Annotated in this window: 18 protein-coding genes; 2 read left to right on the top strand and 16 right to left on the bottom strand. The window is 45.6% G+C overall.

Annotated features, from left to right (window positions below):
- Nucleotides 1–18: 18 nt before the first annotated feature.
- From CWO84_RS19815 to CWO84_RS19755, 13 genes are all read right to left on the bottom strand, one after another.
- Nucleotides 19–1,155 carry a TIGR03088 family PEP-CTERM/XrtA system glycosyltransferase gene (locus tag CWO84_RS19815; RefSeq protein ID WP_101054726.1) on the bottom strand — a complete coding sequence of 379 codons (1,137 nt, stop codon included), beginning with the start codon at nt 1,153–1,155 and terminating at the stop codon, nt 19–21.
- Nucleotides 1,156–2,361 (bottom strand): TIGR03087 family PEP-CTERM/XrtA system glycosyltransferase, encoded by a 1,206-nt coding sequence (locus tag CWO84_RS19810; protein WP_033155683.1) that lies wholly within the window; start codon nt 2,359–2,361, stop codon nt 1,156–1,158.
- Nucleotides 2,361–3,380 carry a FemAB family XrtA/PEP-CTERM system-associated protein gene (locus tag CWO84_RS19805; protein ID WP_033155684.1) on the bottom strand — a complete coding sequence of 340 codons (1,020 nt, stop codon included), beginning with the start codon at nt 3,378–3,380 and terminating at the stop codon, nt 2,361–2,363. Before CWO84_RS19805 ends, CWO84_RS19810 begins: the two co-directional genes overlap by 1 nt.
- A gap of 6 nt (nt 3,381–3,386) precedes the next feature.
- Nucleotides 3,387–4,250, bottom strand: coding sequence for an XrtA system polysaccharide deacetylase (locus CWO84_RS19800; RefSeq protein WP_033155685.1), 864 nt, complete (start codon nt 4,248–4,250; stop codon nt 3,387–3,389).
- Between the two features lie 6 nt (nt 4,251–4,256).
- A complete protein-coding gene (gene wecB / locus CWO84_RS19795; protein ID WP_033155686.1) occupies nt 4,257–5,384 on the bottom strand; it encodes a UDP-N-acetylglucosamine 2-epimerase (non-hydrolyzing) in 1,128 nt (375 codons plus the stop codon).
- A 3-nt stretch (nt 5,385–5,387) separates the two neighbouring features.
- Nucleotides 5,388–6,422, bottom strand: coding sequence for an XrtA/PEP-CTERM system-associated ATPase (locus CWO84_RS19790; RefSeq protein ID WP_033155687.1), 1,035 nt, complete (start codon nt 6,420–6,422; stop codon nt 5,388–5,390).
- 11 nt (nt 6,423–6,433) lie between these two features.
- Nucleotides 6,434–8,113: a TIGR03016 family PEP-CTERM system-associated outer membrane protein gene (locus tag CWO84_RS19785; protein ID WP_225892895.1), complete on the bottom strand. Its 1,680-nt coding sequence runs from the start codon at nt 8,111–8,113 to the stop codon at nt 6,434–6,436.
- Complete coding sequence (locus CWO84_RS19780) at nt 8,091–8,990, bottom strand: XrtA-associated tyrosine autokinase (RefSeq protein WP_033155689.1); 900 nt, start codon at nt 8,988–8,990, stop codon at nt 8,091–8,093. Before CWO84_RS19780 ends, CWO84_RS19785 begins: the two co-directional genes overlap by 23 nt.
- A gap of 23 nt (nt 8,991–9,013) precedes the next feature.
- Complete coding sequence (locus CWO84_RS19775) at nt 9,014–10,561, bottom strand: XrtA system polysaccharide chain length determinant (protein WP_033155690.1); 1,548 nt, start codon at nt 10,559–10,561, stop codon at nt 9,014–9,016.
- Between the two features lie 76 nt (nt 10,562–10,637).
- Complete coding sequence (locus CWO84_RS19770; protein WP_240618099.1) at nt 10,638–11,309, bottom strand: polysaccharide biosynthesis/export family protein; 672 nt, start codon at nt 11,307–11,309, stop codon at nt 10,638–10,640.
- Nucleotides 11,310–11,342: 33 nt separating this feature from the next.
- Nucleotides 11,343–13,742: a tetratricopeptide repeat protein gene (locus tag CWO84_RS19765; RefSeq protein ID WP_101054720.1), complete on the bottom strand. Its 2,400-nt coding sequence runs from the start codon at nt 13,740–13,742 to the stop codon at nt 11,343–11,345.
- Between the two features lie 80 nt (nt 13,743–13,822).
- Nucleotides 13,823–14,560: a PEP-CTERM/exosortase system-associated acyltransferase gene (locus tag CWO84_RS19760; protein WP_033155693.1), complete on the bottom strand. Its 738-nt coding sequence runs from the start codon at nt 14,558–14,560 to the stop codon at nt 13,823–13,825.
- Between the two features lie 32 nt (nt 14,561–14,592).
- Nucleotides 14,593–15,066, bottom strand: a complete 474-nt coding sequence (locus tag CWO84_RS19755; RefSeq protein WP_033155694.1) for a cyclic nucleotide-binding domain-containing protein — start codon at nt 15,064–15,066, stop codon at nt 14,593–14,595.
- A gap of 96 nt (nt 15,067–15,162) precedes the next feature.
- Between CWO84_RS19755 and prsK the strand changes: the two genes are divergently transcribed.
- Both prsK and prsR read left to right on the top strand, forming a co-directional pair.
- Nucleotides 15,163–17,262 carry an XrtA/PEP-CTERM system histidine kinase PrsK gene (prsK, locus tag CWO84_RS19750; RefSeq protein WP_033155695.1) on the top strand — a complete coding sequence of 700 codons (2,100 nt, stop codon included), beginning with the start codon at nt 15,163–15,165 and terminating at the stop codon, nt 17,260–17,262.
- Nucleotides 17,249–18,625 carry a PEP-CTERM-box response regulator transcription factor gene (gene prsR, locus CWO84_RS19745; RefSeq protein ID WP_033155696.1) on the top strand — a complete coding sequence of 459 codons (1,377 nt, stop codon included), beginning with the start codon at nt 17,249–17,251 and terminating at the stop codon, nt 18,623–18,625. The genes prsK and prsR overlap by 14 nt, the downstream gene beginning before the upstream one ends.
- Before the next feature lie 74 nt (nt 18,626–18,699).
- Here the strand turns inward: prsR and CWO84_RS19740 are convergent, their stop codons facing one another.
- The 3 genes from CWO84_RS19740 to CWO84_RS19730 form a co-directional block, all read right to left on the bottom strand.
- Entirely contained in the window at nt 18,700–19,470 is a 771-nt protein-coding gene (locus CWO84_RS19740) for a PEP-CTERM/exosortase system-associated acyltransferase (protein ID WP_033155697.1), read from the bottom strand.
- Between the two features lie 166 nt (nt 19,471–19,636).
- Nucleotides 19,637–22,948: a transglutaminase family protein gene (locus CWO84_RS19735; protein WP_033155698.1), complete on the bottom strand. Its 3,312-nt coding sequence runs from the start codon at nt 22,946–22,948 to the stop codon at nt 19,637–19,639.
- Entirely contained in the window at nt 22,945–24,198 is a 1,254-nt protein-coding gene (locus CWO84_RS19730) for a hypothetical protein (RefSeq protein WP_033155699.1), read from the bottom strand. The genes CWO84_RS19735 and CWO84_RS19730 overlap by 4 nt, the downstream gene beginning before the upstream one ends.
- Between the last annotated feature and the right edge of the window lie 25 nt (nt 24,199–24,223).

Below are 24,223 nucleotides of genomic sequence, written 5' to 3'. Positions count from 1 at the left end.
GAGTTCTCTCTGAATCATTTACTGCTTGTCATAAACTTGCCGATAGCGATCCACCATGCTATCGATTGAAAATTCCGCCTGAATCCGCCTAAGCGAAGCTGCGCCCAGTTGCTGCCGTTTGCTATCATCCAACGCCAAATCATGCATCGCGAATGATAATCCCGCTAAATCCTCTTTTTCTACCAGGCATCCGGTCTTTCCATCCAGCACCAACTCGGGGTTACCGCCGACACGAGTTGCTATAACCGGCAAACCGCTAGCCATCGCTTCCAATATAGTATTAGAAATACCTTCGGCTTTTGACGGCAATACAAAAATATCCAGGCTACGCAGAATTTCGGCGATGTCGTTACGTTCGCCGGGCAACCAGGCTTTATCGGTAAGGCTGGCGGCACTCAATAGGTCAAGCGCTTCGGCTCGCAAAGGCCCGTCACCAATCAAAAGCAATCGGGCAATTTGGGCAAATTCCGGGGATTGTTGACAAGCATCGATAAACGCCCTAACCAGCGTCAATTGATCTTTCACGCCGTGCATGCGCCCGACCGTACCGATCACCAGCTTTTCATGCAAATTCAGTGAGCAACCGTCCGGTATTGGTCTACTTCCGGCACGAGGATAAAACGTTTTGGTATCGACACCGTTACAGATTCGCGTGATTTTATCTGAAGAAATGCCCACTCGATTCAGCAGATAATTCTGTAAATGCTGCGACAAAGGAATGAAGCGATGGATGATTAAACCTAAACCCCGCCTTAGCCATTGATATTTGACATTACTGCCATCCGGATCGAAGACATCCCAACCATGCTCGCCATGCACCCGATAAGGCACGCCGGCTAACAATGCGCAAATCTGATATTCGATAGCCGCTAAATTACGGGTATGCACGATAGCCGGCTGCCATTGTTTCAACAAGCGATAGACTGCATAAAACGAAGCCCAGTCCTGACCTGGCCGTTTATGCAACTGGTGAACGATCACATCTTGCCGTTTGATACGTTGGCTGAATTCGGTACTATCCGCCAAACAGATAATGGCATGCCGGTAACTGTCTTCCGGTAGATTGTTGATGATATTGACCAGGCCGTTCTCCAGACCGCCAATTCCTAACCGATAAATGATGTGCACGATTAACGGCGGTAACGGCTTGGACATTTATGCAGACTCGCCCGCTATCAATCGGCACAAGCGTTGGCCGTTCTGCTCCCAACTGAAATCGCTTTCCACATAGCGGCGATTGATGTTAGCCGATTCGACCGGCTGACTCAAAAACCGTAAAACTTGGCAGGCAAAGTCTTCGGGAGCGTCGGTTATCGCCACCTGCAGATCCGCCCCACCAGATATACCTTCCATAGCCGCCGTAGTAGCCACTATCGGCTTCGCCATCGCCATCGCTTCCAACACCTTGTTTTGAATCCCTCTGGCAATTCGCAAGGGTGCGACGACAACGTCAGCAAAAGCTACATAGGGCCTGACATCGTCAACCCGACCGGTCACAATGACGCCTGAGTCTTTATCCGCCAGTTGCAACACCTCTTTGGCAGGCTTGGAACCCACTATATAAAAATGTACTTTAGGCAGGCGGCTTTTAATAACTGGCAATACCTGCTCGGCAAACCATTTGACCGCATCAACATTGGCCCAATAATCCATCGCTCCCGTGAAAACTATAGCGTGCTGCTTGGCCGGAAAGGGCGTTTGCCAAGACAAATCCGGATCGAAACTATCCGTATCCACACCGTTGTTCACAAAACCAATTTTGCTTGCCCATTCAGGCGCCAAAGCTTTGAACAAACCTGCTTCTTGTTCGGATACGAATATTGTCGCATCAGCCCATGCTGCGATACGTCGCTCATAGGCCAAAAGCTTTTCGGCTTCACGCCGGTAAACCCAATTGGCTGGCCAGCGCTTGCTGAAGGCATATTGCTGCCATTTGTCGGAATCGACATCGACAAAATCGGCTACACAATACAAGTTGGTATATTTCTCCACGTATTGCGCCATCGGCGATGAAAAAATCATCGCCCGCTCAATACCCTGTTCGTTAATAGTCTTATCCACCCACTCTTGCAACCCACGGTTTCGGTAATAAGGCAAACTCAAGGCTTCGCCACTCAACAAGCCTGCCAAACTTTTGATTTTGCCGATCTTGGGATTTAATTCGATACAGCAAGTATCCGCACAGAAAGACTTTAAGGCGTCGAGATGCCGCTTGTCATCAGGATCATCAATAAAGGTACCGAGGAATATCCGGTATTCGGCGGCTAACGCCTGCAAAAAATGAAATGAACGAATCTTATCGCCCTTGTTGGGCGGATAAGGAATACGATGGACCAAGTAAAGTAATTTAGGCTTTTCCATTAGCCTAAGTCCTTGGCAAGCCAAGGGCCAATTAGCTGACTAAGCGGCAAAGGCAAACGCTTCCAAGCCGCAATAAACAAGCGGTATTTAGGATTTAGCGGATTGATTTCGGGTATTTGTTTGGCTTTAACCAGATCAACCTCGTAATAGAGCGGTTCCGGTTCAAAACCCCAGTGCTTTTTAAAGCGATAAGAGCCCGTGCCAACTTTACTGCGACCATAATCGAAAATCTTGCAGCCCTTTTCCACCGCACGCCGCATCACTTCCCAATACATGAAATCGTTGCCTTTCAAATCACGGGCTGCGTCGGTGCCGCCGCCGTAATACGGCAAAACCTCGTCCTTGAAATAAAAACTCATTACGCTGGCCACTAATTGACCTTCGTGCTCTATCGTGAGCACCTCGCAACTCTCACCAAATACATCCTGCAAAATTTGAAAATATCTTTTCGGAAATACCGGGGTGCCTAAATTCCGGACACTTTCGGAATAGGCGCGATACAAACGTTCGACATTATCGTCTATGACACTGGTAAGACCGGCTTTAATGCCGGCCCGCACCATTGCCCGCTGTTTACGCGGAATCGCATTCAGATTTTTTTCGACATCTGGATCGAGTTCTTTTCTAAACGTGACATAGAGTTCTTTGTGCGGCCAATCCGGGTGATGCTGTTGTCGACTTCTCATCTCCAGACTATCCACGCCCAATTCCCTAGCAAGTTGTTGTGCTTTGCTTTGTAAGCCTGCGAAGGCTTCATCATTGCTTGCGACAATTCCCCCATAAACACAAAATGCGTTTGAAACCAAAGAATTACCAAACAACAAGCTATTGACATGAGTCAAGGGCAAAATACCGGTAATTTCGCCATCTTGCTCTGTGTAGTAATAATAGGTGTTATGTCCGAAAGCCTGCTTTATCACTTGCTGCCAAGCCGATAAATGAAAAAAGCTGCCATCGGCCGAAGCCATGACATAGTGATCCCAACGCTCTCTTTGGGAAGGCTCAAGTAATTTGATCATGACTGACTATGATGATGTGTCTGTTTGTTTGCTTAGAAACACGCTCTGCATGGTATCCCAAGCAAAATCAGCAAGTAAGCTGTTAAGGCGATTTTCCATTCGACCCAGATTCAGATAATGTCTAAAGCGGGTTTTAAATGACAGGTCATGCTGCCGCGGTTGCTCTGGATCTATTTCCCAAGGGTGAAAATAAAAAATACCTGACTGGTTTTCGCATTTGTTGAGGTGGCGATAAGCCCATTTCGAAAATTGGTACGGATACAATCTAAAAAATCCGCCGCCGCCACAGGGAACATTACGATTCAGAATTTTCAATGTAGTAATCGGAATTTCCAACAGTTTCGGCGCGTTGCCCGGCCGATAGGCGAAGCGAGGAGCTCCCGGCATACCGTATAAATCATGCTTGACCGGGTAAATACTGGAACTGTACTGAAAGCCTTCATCCTCAAGGACTTCTAAGGCCCAAAGATTTTTGGCGCCAATTGAATAACTAGCCGCCCGATAACCCACAATTGGCTGATCACCAATATCTTCAAGAATCTGCCGGCTAATTCTAATGTCTTCCCGGAACTGATCCGGTGTTTGTTCGGTTACGCGGGTGTGTTGATAACCATGCGACGCGAGTTCATGCCCTTCATCGACAATCCGCTTAACCAACTGCGGGTAACGCTCAGCCACCCAGCCCAAGGTAAAAAACGTTGCTTTTACTTGATGTTGAGCAAACAAATCCAAAATCTTCTGGGTGTTCCGCTCTACCCGGTGAGGTAAAGCATCCCACTGATTACGCTGAATATTCGTCTCAAAAGCCGAGACCTGAAAATAATCCTCGACATCGACCGTCATGGCATTAACCCGCACAGGCAAATTCATACAGTTTTACCTTGCCAACTCATAACGACGCACAATTTCATCGACGATGCGATCAGCCGCTTTACCGTCCCAATATTCCGGGACTCGACCACTCTTACCGCCAGTGTGCAAAATATCATCAACACATTGCATGATTTTGGCCGGATCGGTTCCCACAATAGTATTCGTTCCCTCGGTGATCGTGATCGGCCTTTCGGTATTTTCCCGCAAAGTCACACAAGGTACACCCAATGCGGTGGTTTCTTCCTGTAAACCACCGGAATCAGTCAAAACCAATTGGGCTGATTGCATCAAACCGAGCATTTCCAAATATGCCACCGGCGGCAACATAATCACTCGCTGTTGCGGCAATAATTGCAGCAAACCCGCTTCCGCAATTTTTTGCTGAGTGCGAGGGTGAACCGGGAATATCACAGGGAGTTTTTCACTAATATCACCCACTACCCGAACCAAGCGCTCCAGTGTTTCGGGGTCGTCAACATTAGAAGGTCGGTGTAATGTTAATAAGGCGTAAGCTTTTTCCGAAACAACCTGCTTAGAACCGTATCGCTGCAATGTTTCCGCCAAAGAAGAGGCTTGCTGGCAGTTAGCCAAAAGCGTGTCGATCATCACGTTCCCAGTAAAGTATATCCGCTGTTCTGCAATCCCCTCCCTTGTCAAATTATCCGCCGCCGCACGTTCCGTAGTGAATAGCAAGTCAGATAGCTGGTCGGTCAAAATCCGGTTAATCTCTTCCGGCATTTGCCGATCATAACTTCTTAAACCGGCTTCAACATGAATCAGTGGAATGTTCTTTTTCACTGCGACCAACCCGCAGGCGATGGTGGAATTGACGTCGCCGACAACCAATACCGCAAAAGGCTTAACATCATCCAAAACCGGCTCAAAGCGCAACATGACATTTGCAGTCTGCACGGCGTGACTGCCAGATCCGACCCCCAAATCTTTGTCCGGCTCCGGAATACCGAGCTGTTGGAAAAAAGTATCTTTCATGGCCTGGTCGTAATGCTGCCCGGTATGCACCAAATAAGGAGTGATCAAATGGCTAACAGCTTGCAACTGTCTAATAATGGGCGCCATTTTCATGAAATTAGGTCGCGCGCCAACCACGCAAACCAAGACTTTAGGGAACATTTTTTAATCCAGGGAGGTTGTTGTATCGCTATATACGGCATCCATATCCAATTGCAGCAGAATAGCTTTTCTAAGTAACGCTTTTTCTTTATTCAGACTGTTTCGAAGATTGGTGACAACTTCTTCTAGTCTGGCAATCCGATGCTCAAGAGATTCTGAGTCAACACCACTGAAACGATGTAAAGGCGGCATGGAATTCTCATACTCCTCGTCAGCGGCTTCGAGTAACATTTCTTCCTTAACCTCGACAATCACTTTGGTGACCGCCTGCTCATCCAGCAGCTTCAACTCCTCCAAATAACCGAACAATAGCAGACGATCACACAAGGAATTAATGCGCCTAGGAATACCGCCGCTAAACTCATGAATCACCTCGAAAACACTGGGCGTAAACTCGGGAGTTCCCGTCCAGCCGGCAGTTTGCAACCTAAAAAGTATATATTCTTTAGTCTCTTCCAAATCCAATGGATCAAGTTGAAATGTGGATACAATCCGTTGTTTCAGCTGCTCCATATCCGCGGAGTATATAGTACGTTTCAATTCGGTTTGCCCAACCAGAAACACCTGAAAAACGGGATTGCCGTTAACATCCAAATTGGTAAGCATGCGCAACTCTTCCAAGGACTGTTTAGGCAAATTTTGTGCTTCATCTACGATTAACAATAATCGCCTTCCCTCTCTGGCTTTTTCAGCGATAAATTTTTCGAATCCCGATAATAAACTAGCTTTATCCGTTAGGGAAAATGAAAAACCAAATGTCGATGCAGCCATCCGCAAGGTGTCTTCGGGACCCACTTGAGAAGTCATCATCACACCAATTAACAATTTCTCCTTATTCAAATTTTTTATCAAACTCTTTACCAGCATAGTTTTACCTGTGCCAGGTGAGCCGATAACGAGCACAAAGCCTTCACCTTGCGTCAAGCCGTAATGCATATAAGCTAAAGCACGCTTATGCACGGAGCTCTGGAAAAAGAAATCTGGGTCTGCGCTTAACTGAAAAGGCTTTTGGGTGAGATTATAAAATCCGTCGTACATGTAGTTTCTATTTAGAATCGTACGTTAAAATTGGCTGTCGCCCTGTTTTCAACATAACCGTTAAATTGAGACGAATCAGATATTTGATTGATATGTCGAAACTCGAGCCGAGTATCCATTAATAAGGGCCTCCCAAGATTAATCGGAATCCCCCTACTAACCCCCAAAGCAACATCATATCGAGAATTGCTGGTCAACTCTCCGTCGGTGTGCTGCCAAGACGGCCGCAAATAAAGATCCATTCTAGAAGCAAATTGCCATTGCCAACTACCCGTAACACCATATGACATGTCTTCTCCAGAACGAACCTCATATGTTCTACGTTCGTTAAATACCGAAGCGGTATAACTGCTCTTGCCCGTTTGGTACGAGAAAGAAAGATTTCCACGTTTTCTAATAATCACGTCGTTGACCAAATCAAACGGATTGAAAACTAATTGAGTATTGTTAAAATTGGGGCCTCGAATTAAAGATGATCTTCCAGTCACGGGATCAGTAGGGCCCGGCGTGAGAAATCCCTGAGCAATTAAATCTTGAGTATTAACCACCTGAGTCAAACTACCCGATGCATCCCGAAGAAAAAAACCCTGCTCGGCAAACAATTGCTGCTGTGTAGTTGTCTCCTGGGAATAATTGAATGCAATAGTGGCCTGCTTAGCTCGATAATTAAAGTTTGCATCCCAGGAATCGCCAGTATTTAACCCAACATCTTTATTACGATACGTAATAGTCGAACTGAGATTTTCCGATGGATTAAATTGCAACGTAGCATGCTTGTTATTACCAATACCGACCTCAAGCGAATACCACTTGCTTGGCGTCCATTGACCACCTACAGTATAAAAAAAACCATTACTTATGCTGTTGGCCGAGGTCTGAAAATCGTTATTTTCAAACCCTGCTTGCCCGAAAAGGTTAAATTTGTTATTGATATAATACCGAGCATTACCTTGATATTGTTCAAATCGAACATCTTGACCGACAACCCTACTCTGTTCTTGCGACGAATAATTTAATCCCCAATTAATTCTATTAAAATAACTGCCGCTGGACAATCTAGCCTGGCGCGTAATAGTATCTGAATCAGACACTAAACTTGACAACTGCGGAGTGACCGCAGATCCATTTAAATTCTCAAAGGAAGACTTACTATAACCGACTTTAGCTAAACCCGTTGCAAACTGGCCAAAACGAGGCGTCCAATAGGGTGAAATACTAAATGTCTTTACTTCAGTCCGCCCTCCGTTCCCAGAAATATTATCAGTCGTAACAAACGAATTACTAATATTTTGCTGACTAATTGAGCTTGCAGTTTCCAGAAAAAGGGTGTTACGAACAGCTTGATACAAAGAATTCATATTAAGCTGATGATTTATATCTATAGCATCTCTACCACCCGCATTATAGAGACCTTGCATACGATAATTTAAATTGAAATTACTCCACGGAGAATTCCCATACAACGAAACTCCAGGACTAATCTCGGTTACAAAACCGCTCTTTTTGTTATTTTCAGAAAGCGCCAAATTATCAGAAAATATTTCACTCGCCGATAAACTCGGACTAAATCTCCAATCTAGCGCCATTGCGACGCTAGAATGTAAAACCATGCCAACACTTAAACCAGAAAGCAAGGTAGCTAGAGATAAACCGGAAAGACGATTACTGTCACAAATGTCCATATTTCCCATAACTATAATTGTGACCGTATATATCTATCTCTTTTCTTGTTTTGTTCAGAAGAGTCATAACAACATCGCAATTACTAAGCTTCGCAACCGACTCATTAACCACGCTCTGAGGGGTTACTTCCGCCGCAATCACCAGCACTACTTGCCCTACAAGTTCCGCAAGTATTTGGGCTTGAGTAGCAACTAACAACGGAGGTGAATCAAAAATCACAATTCGATCTTTGTATCGCCGACTCACTTCTTCCGCGAACAAATACATCCGTTGACTTGATAACAACTCTGTTGAGTATTTATGTCTTTTACCCGCTGTAATTAAACTAAGATTTGGAAGATCTGTTTTTAACAAAATATCTGAAAAAGTTACTTTATCATCTTCTAAATACTCTATTAAGCCTCGAGGGCTATTAATCCCTAATTGTTTTGATATACTTGGCTTTTCCACATCAGCATCTATAAGCAAAACTTTTTTATCTCTTTCGTTAGCAATACTCAAAGCCAAATTAATTGAAACAAATGTCTTACCTTCCCCAGGCAAACTACTGCAAATAAGAATTAAATTAGAACGATTAATTCCATTATTTTCTGCGCCCTGTATATTGTTTACCAAAGGCCTCTTAATAACTCTAAATTCTTCAGCTAGCTGAGATTTTGCGTTATTATTATCTATAAAACCGTTTTCCGCCAAACTAGCCCAATCAACAACAACCTGTTGTTCGGGCGAAAATGCCCCGGAAGATTCCCGCAACCCAGTCGATTCTAAATTGGCTTCACTGAAACCCCTATCAGGTTTAGCTGTGGTAGCCGACTCTTGACTATTATTTTCCACAACTAACCCTTGGCTCCCTGCCTTTTTCAGCGCATTCTCTATAATGCTCATATGTTTACCTGTTTAATACGACTTTACTTGAGTATCTCAAATATCATGATACCGATATAACCACTTAGCAATATTGCAAAAGTCGAAATAAGTAACCAGTCAATATTATTAGTCTGACTTATGCCTTGTGAGGTAAGAGACACACTACCTAAGGATGGTAGGCCGGTCACAATCCTTACTTGTCTCGTTGACATGAACACTGGACGTATAAAATAAACCAAAAACGCGACACCAAATCCCAAAATAACCCCAACCAAAAGCGCGAAAGAATAAAATAATTTTCTATTAGGTGAGCTAGGCTTGTTGGGCTTACTAGGGGGATCAGCAATTTTAAATTTCAAACGAGATGTCTGGTCATCAACGCGTTCGGTAATATGAGCCTGTTCACGCCGATCCAGCAACTCGGCGTACTTGCCGCTTATCGTTTCATAGTCCCGGTTAAGATTTTTCATTTCCGTTTCTATGGTCAATCTTTCATTCAAACCTTCTTCAAGCTTTGCTATCCTGTTTCGAATTGACTCAACCAAAGTTTGACTAGAAGCAACTTCAGCCTGAGCATTGTCAAACCCCATTTTTAACGCCTGAACATAGGGATTTGCCATTTTCTCTGCACCAATACTTTCGGAAAGCCCTGCCTGTATATCTCCATTGACTTGCGACTGACTCGTCTTAGCTTGGTTCTCTTGAGTTTTCAGCGTGTCAATCAACTTATCGATTTCAATTATTTCCGGATGGCGTTCGGTATATTTAAGCAACAATTCAGTGCGCTTATCTTTCAGAGATTCTATCCTTGCATTATCCGCAGATACTTCCTGAGTGGATGTCGGTAGACCCCAGTCTTCCTCAGACTCTTGGATTTCAGCAACCTGCTCCGCTAAAACATTTCGTCGAGAAATAGCTTGCTCTAGAGCCGTGTTGGCATCTAGATACTGCTCCTTCATTTTCTGCAAACTCTGAAATTGATCTGAGCCGTTAAGTAAATCAATGTTTGCGCGTTTAAATTCTTCTTTCGCTTTTTCAGCATCTTGCAGCCTAATCTCGTATTCTCGTATCTGCTGTTCGATGAAACGTTGCGCATCACTCGCGTCAGCCAATGCTTTGCCCTCTGTTTGTTCAGAAAACACTGTAAGAACAGCCTGGACCACACTCTTCGCAACTTCAGGATCTTGTGAGGTATAAGCAATATCGAATATATCTCCTCTGCCTCCTGCAATTGTTATGTCCTTCTTAAGTTTCTCAATCAATTCCGTAGCAGATCCTGAGCTATCCTGCGATCTACTTAGCTGAGATAGCGAAATAATTTTTTCAAGATTAGGTCTCGTAAACATTAGCTGCTGGATTATTCTGATCAGCGCAGATATATCAGGCTCTATAACCATACCTCTCATGAGAGGCCTAATCACTGTAGCTGAATCAATATGAACTTTGGCTTTCGATTCAAATTTATCAGGCATCATAAAAATGTACGCCCAAGCAGCTGAACAAACAACCAAAGCGAAAACGATGGCAAGGCGCTTGTACTTTAAAGTACCTTTCAAATAAAAATAAACTTCGGAAAGATCTTGCTGCATATTAACTAGCCGTTGTTTTCAATCTAGAATTAATGGACATACTACCTACAGAAAAAGTCTACCTTCTTACAAACACTTAAAAATACGCATCGGGAATAATCAAAATGTCCCCAGGCATCATCAAGACATTAGCTGACAAATCTGTATCATCAATAAGGTCGTCAATCCTTACGCCAAACGGCTTCAATTCTCCATTCACATCCCTGATAACACTGGCTCTATTACCATCAGCATATTGGTTCAGACCAATTTGAATAATAACATCCAATAGCGTCATTCCCCTCTCGTATGGAATGGATTTACCCTGGTAACGTCCTACGCCACCACCACCAGTTCCACCACTGGCTCCACCACCGCCACCGCCACCGCCAATTCTCCCAATGACCCTGATTTGCTGAGTGCTAATCCCTTTGAATCCGCTAACCATAACAACTACCTGTGGACTTTTTATATAAGTCGAAAGCACCTTCTCAATGTCCCGAGCAAGTTCAAATGGCGTTTTACCACTGGCCAACAATTCTTCTACTAAAGGAACAGTTATCTTTCCATCCGGACGCACTGGCGCTGATGTAGATAACTCTGGGTTGCCCCAAACAAAAATATTGACACTATCGCCAGGCCCTATCTGATAAGTATAGTCAGCAGTCTGTTGCATATCCTCAAGTAAAGGCTGGGAACACCCAACAATACTAGAAATAAGGGCAAATGCTATCAAACAATACAACAACTTTTTTTTAAATATCCGCATAATCATAATCTAAGTAGTTACCCAATTACCTGCTCAATTCTCTATTTCTTCAAGGATCTTTTTTGCGTTATCTTTACCGGAAAAATTTCGCTTCTGTTTTTCAGACAAACTAATAGATTGTTTAAGCTCACTTATCGCAGTCGCTTTATTACCAGCATTCATGTGCGCAACTCCTAAGTGATATCTAAACTCAGGCAGTTTAGGCTCTTTTAGAATCAAGGACTGTAATAACTTCAGCCCCTCCTCATTACTACCAGCTTTAATTAATGCCCAAGCGTATGTGTCTTGAAAATACGAATTCTCGGAATCTTTAAATACTTTTGCTAACTCCATTCCTTGACTAATCTCATCGTGACTGTTTGACTCTATCAATAACGAGGCCAAATTGTTAATAGCTAAGTTATTATCGGGATTCTTATCGAGTACTGCTTTATACACCCTGATTGCATTTTCCTTTTCGTTTAATTGTTCATACAAAGCAGCTAGAGCCATAGCTAACTGAGGATCATTTGGATTGACTTCCAATCCTCGCAAATACACATCTTTGGCTGAAGAAATATTTTTATTCATCATTGCCTCAACCCTTGCTAGAGCGAGATAAATCGATGCTGCTTTTGGAGTATGTTTAACCTGATCCGTCAGCAGCTTTTTGGTTTTTACATAATCATTATTTGCAATGTATATATCACTCAGCACGCCAACAGTATTTAATTGATCAGGATACTTTACATGGTGCTTTTCCAAATACGCAACAGCATTCTCTCTTTGCCCAAGAGCCTCGTAAGATCTGACTAAATTAATCAAAGAATTTAAATGATTAGGATACTGTTGTATCAACTTGTCATACAAGCTAATTGCCTCAGCATACTTACCTTTACCCTGTAAAACATTGGCTTGAAGATATATAGGCATCGCCTTATCTTTAGAAAAAAGTGCTAGCCGTTGAATAGACTCTTGGGCGCCATCCCACTTTTTCTCTAAAATATCCAACTCAGCCTTACTAGTAAGTAATAAAATGTCGTTTTGTTTTAGCGATAACGCCTTTTCAAGATATTGCCTAGCATTTTCATTTTGCCCGGCCTGTACGTAGTTACTATATACACGAGAAAAGGCAGCCAAATTTGCTGGATTAACTTCTAACGCCTGTTTAAAACTTTTCTCAGCCTGTTTCCGATCCTGTTTTATTAAATAAGCATCACCTAGCAAAGAATAAACGTCGTCTGCATTAGTTTTGTTCCATACAAGTTTATTAAGGAACTCAATAGCTTCATCCGTTTTATTTTGAGCCAGCAAAAAACGACCTTTAAGCAAATTTGCCTGAATCAATTCCGAATTAATACTAAAAATATCTTTTAAAGAGCTTTCTACAGCACTAAACTGCTTTTCCGTTAGCGCAATTTCCGCAAGAATGACTTGGGCTGACAAGCCTGCTTCGTTATTCTTTTCTAGCTGAACAACTTGTTCTAACCCTTCCTTACCAGTTTCAGCATATCCTGACGCAACCATCCATTTCGAGAGCTCTAACAACACCTTAGGTTGCCCTTGTTGGCGGTTAAGCATAGCCTTGTACTCCGAAATCACTCGATCTTTAGCACGAGCATTTAAAAATTCGATCAAAACTATTTCAGGCTCGACTTTATCATTTGATTTTTCGACCATTTCCCTCAATAGTCTCTCCGCCTCCTCAAGCTTATCAGTCATCGAGTAAATGGAAGCCAAGCTCAGCTTAAAGTTACCGGCATCTGGGTATAACTGAATAAGCTCCTGATAACCCTTTATTACGCTATCTATGTTATTCAGCCCTGCATCCAGTTTTATCTTAAATAAGCGCAAAGGAAGGTTTGCGGGCTGTACTCCCAATGCCTTATTTACTGCCCCCAAAGCTTGATCTATTTCATTTTTTTCAGCAAATAAAGCAGCTTGCAATGACAAAGCCTCAACATTATCCGGGCTATCTTTTAAAACAAAATCAACTATTTCTGCTGCTTGATCTTTTTTCAACTGCTTAATATAAACCGATGCCTTGATCATTTTTGCATCAATATTGCTTGAGTCACTTGTCAAAACTGACTCCGCTTGCTCCAATGCTTTCTCCAGATCTCCAAAAACAATATCGAGCTTGCCTAGTTTTATTTTTGCGGAAGTCAAACTTGGCTCTAATTCTAAGGCCCTAATCAGGTTTTGCCGCATCGACTTGAAATTATTATTTTTTTCGTCCAATAGGGCCATATAGAAATAGGTCTCACCAAACTTATCGCTGCTTTGACTGGCTGTCTTCAACTCAAGCAATGCCTTATCAAATTCCCCTTTTTCAAAAAGCTCCTTACCTTTTTGCAAATGACTCCGAGCAGATTCCTCCGGCGAGGAACATGCCGCTGTTTGCAATAAAAACGTACATGCGAGAACTACGGAACTGATTATTTTTCTTTTCATCCTATTACCAAAACCCCAATATTTTATTTGACTACTTACTAATCGCCTAGAAATATATAATTACATTCGATCCCGCCATATTAATTAACAATATTTTCTTTTATCCAGGAATATAACTCTAGCAAATCGGGATGCATATTTTCTAAAACAGCCTGAGTAGTAATGAAATAAGGTGCTCGTATACCATGATAGTCAATATCCTTACCAACTCGTTGAAAATCTATACCTGACCGATGCATCAGCCGCGGCAAGAACGGCTCCATCATCGCAAACACATTTGTACGTCCATCAACCTCTGTTAGGACTGTGGCGGCAAAAAAACAAGCAACTGCTATTGACGAAAAAGTCCTCTGCTCTTGAGGCGAAAACTGTAAGCCGTTAATTTCACCGAAGCGGGTTAGAGTCTCGCCGGTACGTCTACGAAACGCCCCATCCACAGCTAATCTTGATATTTCGCATACTGTATTTCTTTGTAGCTTTAAATCATCTATAAGCTTGCTGTCTAAACTAGCTCCACAGTATTTTTCTAACGGCAATGGCTTATTCTGTCGTTCCCCGATAGCAGGAACCATTCTCACACAACCAGCAGGGATACCAGTTTGCAAATGCGTAATCAAACAGTGGCGTGAATATTGATCGTATTCGTCTACTTCAAGGCGATTAGCAAAATGTTCAACAGGTTCATATTTAAACTCTTCACAATAAACACGGTACCTTACTTGAAAAACAAATTCCTTCTGAGCGTCACTTTCAGCGAGCCCCACCTTGAAGTAACGGCTAAAACTTTCTGCCAGTGATAACTTAGGCCCCACATCCATCTTGCCCTCTCATTTTCACAAGCATCATCCAGCTACAAATATTTATCGATGTCATGCGCTTTAATTCCCCACGCCAGTAAATGCTCTATTCGATCATTTGCCAATCCCAAACGATTAGACATAGCTTGAAACAAGCCCTTCAAAAATAAATAACCCTGCACCGGATGATCGTCCAAATAAACACTCAACATATCACTACGAACTTCAAGTAGACACACATCAGTCAATGAAACAACAGAGGCCGTTCTCTCCCTGGGTTCGTACAAACAGACATCCCCAAATACCGCCCCAGCATCTAAATCACAGAGACCTGGACTTATTCTACGATTCCCATCCAGCTCTGCACCGCCCAACACTCTAACAACACCTTCTTCTATGAGAAATAATGTATTTCCTTGCTGGCCTTTTTTTACGATGGTCTCACCCGCATTTAGGCGATATCGTTTCCAGCCGGAACCGTCCGAGAATTGCGCATTAGCTAGTACGTCACTAAATAATTCTTTCATGTCAGCCTGAATCTGCAAAGTAATGATCCTGCCTACTGCTTATAAGGTCGTATAATGATTATACGTATTGAAAAAACACTTAAACATCGACGCTAAATGCAAAGCTACATTTATTACAGCTACTTGAGCGCAGCCATCGCTTATGGTTTTTTACTTTTATACGCTTGCTTTAGGAAAAACTGGCATCTGCCTTTCATAATAGCAGTTTTGTGCTCGTTAGCATGGTGCACAAGCGTGATAATCGCCACAAAAAATAGCCATTTCTTCTTCGCTGACACGCTACCGTACGAAACTCTCCGGAATGCATCTTGGTTTCTTCAACTTGGAACACTGCTGTCCAAACAGATATACAACGATCACAAGCAAATATTTAAGTCGAATGTTAGCGTGGCCGCTACCCTAACTATCGCGCTAGTTTTAGGTATTGAGATCTTTCCCGCCTACCTAACCCTAATCCGAGAACATCTAAACGTCGATCCTCGTTTCGCATCGCACGTTGTATCCGCTGTATTTGGCCTCATCCTGGTTGAGCAGCTTTATCGCAGCACCCCCCTGAAGCAAAGGTGGAATCTCAAATTTCTGTGTATAAGCCTTGGCTCGCTATTCGCATTCGATTTGCTCGTTTACAGCAAATCACTGCTATTCAGCAGCCTGGACTTCGAGCTCTGGCAGTCACGCGGCGTAATTAACGCACTCATGACACCACTTTTAGCAGTCACATTGACCCGACTAAAGCTTAACAGCCAAAGTACGGAACTGACAACACCTCGCAAAACTATTTTTTACTCAACGATTCTCCTCGGTTGCGGCATCTATTTAATCCTTATGTCGTTTGCCGGTTTTTATATCAAACGCGCAAATACCGAATGGGGTGAGGCTGCACAAACTCTGTTTATTTTCCTCGCCATTCTCCTGCTGATTATCCCGTTTACATCTGGAAAAATACGAGCGATCTCCAAGGTGTATTTTAGTAAGCACTTTTTCCACTACAGCTACGATTACCGCGAAGAGTGGCTCAAAATCAGCAAATCATTGGCAAAACTTGAGTCGCTTGAGGAACTGAAAGGATTCATCATAACTACTTTAACGGACCTAGTAGAAAGCGCAGGAGGCGGTTTGTGGTTAAAAAACGATCAAGGCCAATTTTTTCTAGCTGCAGAACAAAACCTCAAACTCACTCCACAAGAAATTGAATATCTCCACAACATCGGCGACCTGCCTCAATATTTAGCGAACAAGCAATGGGTCATCGATTTTTTCGAACTAGCTCATGCTCCGGAAGTATACGACGACATAGATCTATCGCCGTGGTGCTACGAAGATAGCCAAGTGTGGCTGATAGTGCCGCTATTTCACCTAAACAAACTTGAAGCTTTTGTGGTGTTAACGCAGGCGCGCGCACCACGAAAACTTGACTGGGAAGACCACGATCTTTTAAAAACAGTGGGAATGCAACTTGCCAACGCCCTCGCTTTGAACCGGACAAGTGAAGAACTCGCCAATAATCGTCAATTTGAAACTTATCACCGCCTTTCAGCATATTTGGTACATGACCTCAAAAATCTGGTAGCCCAGATCTCCTTGATAGTAAAAAACGCGGAAAAGCACAAACATAACCCGGACTTCTTCGACGATACCATAGACACGCTAAATAATGTGGTCAAAAAAATGCACCATATTGTCGAACAGTTAAAACAAGGTGAGACCAACACAACTACAGCCAATACCTTCATCAATCTGGTGGAATTGGTTAAAAACATCGAGCAACAACATCTCGGCACTCCGCCGTTGCAGATGGACACAACACTCAGCGAGTGCTTCGTGACGGCCGACAAAATCAAACTGACCAATATCTTGACGAATTTAGTGCAAAACGCCCAAGACGCCATAGCGACAAGCGATGGATGGGTTAAGCTTGAATTAACAAAAAACCAAGACTATGCTGTCATCAGAATTATCGATAACGGTATAGGTATGGACCAACAGTTCATTGCGGAACGCCTATTCAAGCCGTTCGATACGACAAAAGGCAATGCCGGAATGGGCATCGGCGCCTACGAAGCCCGCGATTACATTCTAAAGCAGTCTGGAAATATCCGGGTCGATAGCAATCCAGGCCGCGGCACTGCTTTCACCATCCAATTACCATTAGCTCAGCGAGTTTCCGCAAATCAAGGAAATAATGATCACTTCTAAAGTACTGTTAGTTATCGAGGACGACCTAGGCTTACAAAAACAACTGAAATGGGCCTTCGAGCAATACGAAGTAGTAATAGCAAGTAATAGAGACGAAGCAATAGCTGCACTTAGACGATATACGCCAAGCGTCGTTACCTTGGATCTTGGTTTACCGCCCGACCCCACCAACGCCACTGAAGGACTCGCCACTCTCAAGGAAATTCTCGCATTAGCACCTGCCACCAAGATAATCGTGGTAACCGGCAATGATGATCGCGCAAATGCGATTCATGCAGTAGCCTTAGGTGCTTATGACTTTTATCAAAAGCCGGTAGACCCGGACGTCTTGGGCCTGATTATAGAAAGAGCGTTTCAACTTGACGCATTGGAGCGCGACTACCAAATATTGCAGCAACAAAAGCCCCTGACCGGCGTGATCGCCACCAGTCCGCAAATGCAGGCGGTCATGCGGATGATTGAAAAAATTGCACCGACTCAAGCAACCGTTTTACTAATCGGCGAAAGCGGCACCGGTAAAGAGCTATTGGCAAAAGCCTTACATCGCCTGAGCACACGCGCCTCACAACCGTTTGTAGCGGTAAACTGCGCGGCCATACCAGAAACATTGTTAGAGAGTGAATTATTTGGCTACGAGAAAGGTGCATTCACCGGCGCAGTCGCGCAAACCAAAGGCAAAATCGAATATGCGCAGGGCGGCACATTCTTTTTAGACGAAATCGGCGACCTCCCTTTTGCCTTGCAAGCAAAATTGCTGCGATTTATCCAGGAACGGGTCATAGAACGGTTAGGGGGTAGAAAGGAAATTGCCGTGGATGTGCGCATTATATGTGCAACACATCGCCATTTACCCGACCTCATTGCGCAAGGTAATTTCCGGGGCGACTTATATTACAGGCTCAGTGAGATTGTCGTTGACATTCCCCCACTACGCGAACGCGAAGGCGATATTATTACGATAGCTAATGCTTTGCTACAGCGCTATTGCCGCGAAAACAACTCCAAAGAAAAACATTTTTCCCACGACGCCGCTCGTGCTCTTGAAGCTTATAACTGGCCTGGCAACATTCGGGAGATGGAGAACAAAATCAAACGTGCGGTCATTTTATCCGACAACAATTTCGTCACCGCCGAAGAGCTGGAAATTGGTACCGATAGCGACAAGTCCATGCCGCTGAATCTCAAGTCGGTACGAGAAGCGGCAGAAACCATCGCCATCAAACGCGCACTGACCTACGCAGACAATAACATATCAGAAGCAGCTAAATTATTGGGTGTTACCAGGCCAACCTTGTACGGTTTATTTGAAAAATACGGACTGCAAGCTTTGCTGCGTAATCATACTGATGAACACCAGAATTGACATAGAAGGCCTACCAGCGAGAACGGTTGATAATTGCAGGCTAGGGTTTTACGCGGCGGATTTAAACAGATAAATCAGATTCTCGACACATAAGAAATAACGCCGATTTGCTTTACCTGGCGCCCCCTCATATCGACAGGAACGTCAGTTGCAATATCCGAATATAAGCGAAAATCGTGTCGGTAACCCTCAAACCATAAAGAGTTTTCCAGCACTTGCTTTGTATTCAAATAATACAGCAGACGTGCACTTTGACGACTAGCATCGCCCAGTTGCTGTATATCTAAGCCTTGTTTCTTAATACTGTACGCCAGTGCCGGATCGGCTAACATATACCAATGTTTAATGCCCTGCTGGACGGAATAAACCGCCGCGGCTCGATACAGCCCCCACATTATGTCTCTATTGATATTGCGGTAATCGTGCAGAAAACTAATTTTGCGATTTTCTTCAGCTACCTCTACAGCCGAGTTTCTAAAAGCAAAGCGCCTTGCTTCCTTAATAACGCATAGCCTGGAAATTTCAACGGAATTTTTGTATCTGCCGTTTGGTAGCCGTTGATGTGAACTACTGCTTTCTTGAAACGGAAAAACGTGACCTTTGGGCATGACCATCCTCAGCCCGCCCAACCACTGCTGAGTATATTTATGCCTGACTAAAAAATGAACTGCGCTTTTATCCCATTCATCGATTTCTTGCTGCGCCGGAAACTGCTCCGTATCGTCAAAGCCCATTTCATCGCAATAAACCCGGTATCTGAGTTGATAATGAATTTTTTTACTTTCCGGCGTATCAGCTAAAAATACCTCGAAACAATGATCGAAAGACTGCTTCTGTCGATTCAAGATACACCCCACCCTATAAACAAATATTCATAACAAGTTCAAATAGCTATAGCCACTTTGTCTCGTTCCGCAGGTAAGGATGGTATAGCAAATCGAGTCAATTTCAAGCTAAATTGTAAAAAAAACCGACACTCGCTGATTAGGTTTTTTAATTTCCTCGTTCTATCTAGCTCGCATTCCAACGTAAATCCAGCGTAAACGGATAATCTTTATTGAACTCCTCACTCGGTAATTCCAACACGGTTTCGGTCGGCGTATGCCCGTGCTGCCAAAAACGACTAACCCTGCGTCCTTCAGCCTCGTAAGCATTAACTGGCAGCGTGTCGTAGTTGCGGCCGCCGGGGTGAGAAACATGATACGTACAACCGCCGATAGACCGACCGTTCCAGGTATCAACCAAATCGAATACCAGCGGCGCCTGGACACCGATAGAGGGATGCAAAGCCGACGGCGGGTTCCAAGCCCGATAACGGATACCCGCCACCAGCTCTCCTTGCTTGCCGGTGGCCTTTAACGGCACCCTGCGACCATTACAGGTTAAGGCATAGCGTTCACCCATCGCTCCAGTCAGCGACACCTGCAAGCGCTCCACCGAGGAGTCGACATAACGGGCGGTGCCGCTGCTGGTGATTTCTTCGCCTAACACGTGCCACGGCTCAATAGCCTGATACAGATCCAATTGCAGATCGTTAACCCGCAGACTACCGATTCTAGGAAACCGGAATTCCAAAAACGGCGCGAACCATTCCGTCTTGAATTCATAACCCGCAGCTTGCAGATCGCGCGCCACATCGTAAATATCGCTGGCAATGAAATGCGGCAACATAAACCGGTCATGCAATTGCGTCCCCCAGCGCACCAAAGGCTTCTTGTAGGGCTCGCGCCAAAACCAAGCTACCAGGGTTCGCAGCAACAGCATTTGCATCAAACTCATTCGTGCGTGCGGCGGCATTTCGAACGCACGCAACTCCAGGAGCCCAAGCCGTCCAGCATCGGTACCCGGCGCATACAGTTTGTCGATACAAAACTCGCTACGATGCGTATTGCCGGTCATATCCACCAACAAATTGCGGAACAGCCTATCGACCAGCCACGGCGCGGCCACTTCGCCCTCCGGCATCTGTTGAAAGGCAATTTCCAGCTCGTACAGGCTGTCATTGCGCGCTTCATCGACGCGCGGCGCCTGGCTGGTTGGACCAATAAACAAGCCGGAAAACAAATAGGACAAGGCTGGGTGATGCTGCCAATACGTGACCAAGCTGCGCAACAAATCCGGTCGCCGCAAAATCGGACTATCGGCGGGCGTAATGCCGCCCAAGGTCACATGATTACCGCCACCGGTCCCGGTATGCCGGCCATCCAGCATGAATTTCTCGGTGCCGAGCCGGGTCAACCGGGCCAGCTCGTACAAAGTGGTGGTGTTGTGCACCAGCTCTTTCCAACTGGCGGCAGGATGAATATTCACCTCTATCACGCCAGGATCGGGCGTCACCGGCAAACGGGTCAGACGCAAATCGTGGGGCGGCTGATACCCCTCTATTACCACCGGCATTTTCAAAGCCGCTGCCGTAGCTTCCACCGACGCGATAATGTCCAGGTAGTGTTCCAACTCGGTCGTGGGCGGCACAAATACAAATAAACGACCTTCACGGGCCTGAACCGACAAAGCGGTATGCGGCACCCATTCCGGATCGTGCGGCCTCTCATCATCGGCTGCGTCCATTTCGGTCGGATGTAGTCCCTGCTTGGCCATTTGACTGTAACGACGGCTAACTTCCGAATCAATATCGCCCAGAGGCTCCACCGGTTCATACAGGCTACGTTCATGGGGGTGATCGCGCTTTTCGAACGGCACCCAAGGCAAACAGTTCAGAGGTAAACGCAAACCCATCGCCGAATCGCCCGGCACCAGGAACATCGCCCCGCGGCGGAATTCCCAAGCACTGCTGTTCCAAGAACCGGCCTGATAGCTCCAATGCAGCGGCAACACATAGCCGACCGGCGCGCCGAGATCCGCGCTGAGCAATTTGGCCAAGCGCTGACGCTCTAAGTCGTCTTTCAAATCGACTTGCAAAGGATCCAGGTTTTTCGGTACCAATCCCTCCTGTAACAGGTAGTAAAGAGGATCCTCGAAACCAGGCAGAATGAACTCGCCAGCCACGCCCAGCCGTTTCACCAAATCACGGATAAATGCATCCGCATGCTTGAGATCGAATCCATAATCACGGGTCTCATCCGCCAATAGGGCCGGATTTTTCCAAATCGGTTTGCCGTCCTTGCGCCAGAAACACGCCAACTGCCAGCGCGGCAACGGCTCGCCCGGATACCATTTGCCCTGCCCGAAATACAACAGCCCGCCCGGCGCAAAGCTGTCGCGCAAACGTCTGACCAATTTTCCGGCCAACTTGCGCTTTTCCTCGCCGTCAGCATCGGTGTTCCATTCCGGCGCATCCATGTTATCGATGGACACAAAAGTGGGCTCGCCGCCCATGGTTAAGCGCACATCCCCGGCTTTCAGCTCGGCATCGACCTTTTCGCCCAGACGCTCAATGTCGGTCCATTGCTTATCGGTGTATGGTTTGGTAACCCGTGGGTCTTCATGGATACGGCTGACACGATTGGAAAAATCGAAGGTAGTCTCGGCCTTACCGATAAAGCCGCCGCTGACCGGCGCCGCACTGACATAATCCGCGGTACAGGCTAAGGGAATATGGCCCTCTCCGGCAAACAGTCCGGACGTCGGATCCATACCTATCCAGCCAGCGCCGGGAATATACACCTCGGCCCAGGCGTGCAGATCGGTGAAATCGTGGTCGGTGCCCGACGGGCCGTCCAGCGATTTCACATCCGCCACCAACTGCACCAAATACCCCGATACAAAGCGCGCGGCCAAACCCATGTGCCGCAATACCTGCACCAGTAACCAACCGGAATCTCGACAGGAACCCAACTTTTTTTCCAGGGTTTCCTCGCAACTTTGCACGCCCGGTTCCATCCGGATCGCATAGTTGACGACCTGATTCACGGCTTGATTGATACTCACCAGAAAATCGACGATGCCTTGCTTATCCCGCTTCAAGCCGGCCAGAAAACCTTTGAGCAAAGGCCCCTGCTCGCGAATTTCCAGGTAAGGCGCCAGCTCCTTGGCCAATTGCTCCGGATAGGAAAACGGATAATGTTCGGCGTACTCTTCCAGAAAAAAATCGAAGGGGTTGATCACCGTCATATCGGCAATCAGATCCACTTCTATCGAAAATTCGGTGGTTTTTTCCGGAAACACCAAGCGCGCCAGATAATTGCCAAACGGGTCCTGCTGCCAGTTAATGAAGTGCTTATCCGGCTTAATGGTCAATGAATAGGCACTGACCGCCGTCCGCGAGTGCGAAGCCGGCCTTAGCCGCAATACGTGCGGACCCAATTGGACCGGATGATCGTAGTGGTAACTGGTTTTGTGATTAATCGCTACTCTGATACTCATGCTGACACCGGACTGGCTGCTTCACTCTCTGCCTGTAACAAACGTAGATTTTCCTCTACCCCAGCGGCATGCGTTAATTCAGCAACATTCTGCTTTGTAAAGAAACCATCAAAATTACCAAAACGCTGCACGTACTCCACAATCAACGACGAATGCTCGGAAGCGCTGGAAAATATTTGCTTCAAGCCTTCTTCGCGTGAACCGATGACATCCAGCAGAAAGTCCTTACCTCTGGCCCGGATAGCCTGCACTACATAATCGATATTGGCCTGGCCGTTGATCTCACCGTCCGCTACTTCCAAAGCCACATGATGCAAGCGCGGTCCATAGTTGCGCACGAAACTCTCGGTCGGTGACGGCAAGCCCACCAGATGATTGACAAAATACGGATGATTGGCAGCGGTAAACACTTTGGCCGGACTAATGCGTTCCTCGGGATAATGAATGCTTTTGGTGACGTTGGTCGAAGAATTCTGATTGGCAATATCGTAGGACCCCCAATAGTAATAACTGGAGAGCGTCAAATATTCCAAAATCGCCACTTCCCGATTCTGGCTGTAAACCCGGGTAGCTAAATGATCGATGGGGCGGATCAGTTTATCCAGCCCTAATTCTTCCTGAATCTCCTTGGCTTGCAGGTAGCCGCGATTCACTTCGTCAAGGATAATGCTATTTCCCAAGGCATATACTCTGATGTCCTCCGGCGGCCTTTCCCAGTAAGCCACGATGTTGTGAGTATACGGCGACGGTTTGACGATGGCCATATTGCCGGGCAATTCCAGTTTGCGAATTTGATCCTGGTTAAAAAAGCGGATTTCCCTGGCTTTTTGCTGCTCGACCACTTCGTGCAAATTGCTGACCCGGAAAATTTCGCCCATATAGCGCGAGTTAGGCTTGTGGGCACCAATCGGATACACCTCGTTCAGACTGCGGAAAATGTCAGCCCGACCGGGTGCACGCACTTCCCGCACCAACAAGTCCGGCGAATTCATATCAATCCGCAGCACGTGAGTCCAATGGCTCTCGGACTGTAAAGTGACCAGATAGTGGTAAGGCGTCATCAAGGCCAATTCGCTGACATAGGCCGCCGAACAGCCTGGCTCCACCGTCAACATTAACGCATCGATTTCGCGGATCATTTCGGTCAGGCCGGTTCGATCCCGGTTTTCCAGCAACTTGACCAGAAACTCGTCAAACCAGGGCGAATTGGCCTTGTCGCCCTGCTTGGGGTGGATCAGTGAATTTATCATCCGTTTTCCTCTAACTCTATTTGTC

Origin of the sequence: Methylomonas sp. Kb3, from assembly GCF_002834115.1 — a bacterium.
Lineage (GTDB): Bacteria > Pseudomonadota > Gammaproteobacteria > Methylococcales > Methylomonadaceae > Methylomonas > Methylomonas defluvii.
The sequence above is the reverse complement of the archived record's forward strand: the minus strand, read 5'-3'. Positions and strand labels throughout refer to the sequence as shown.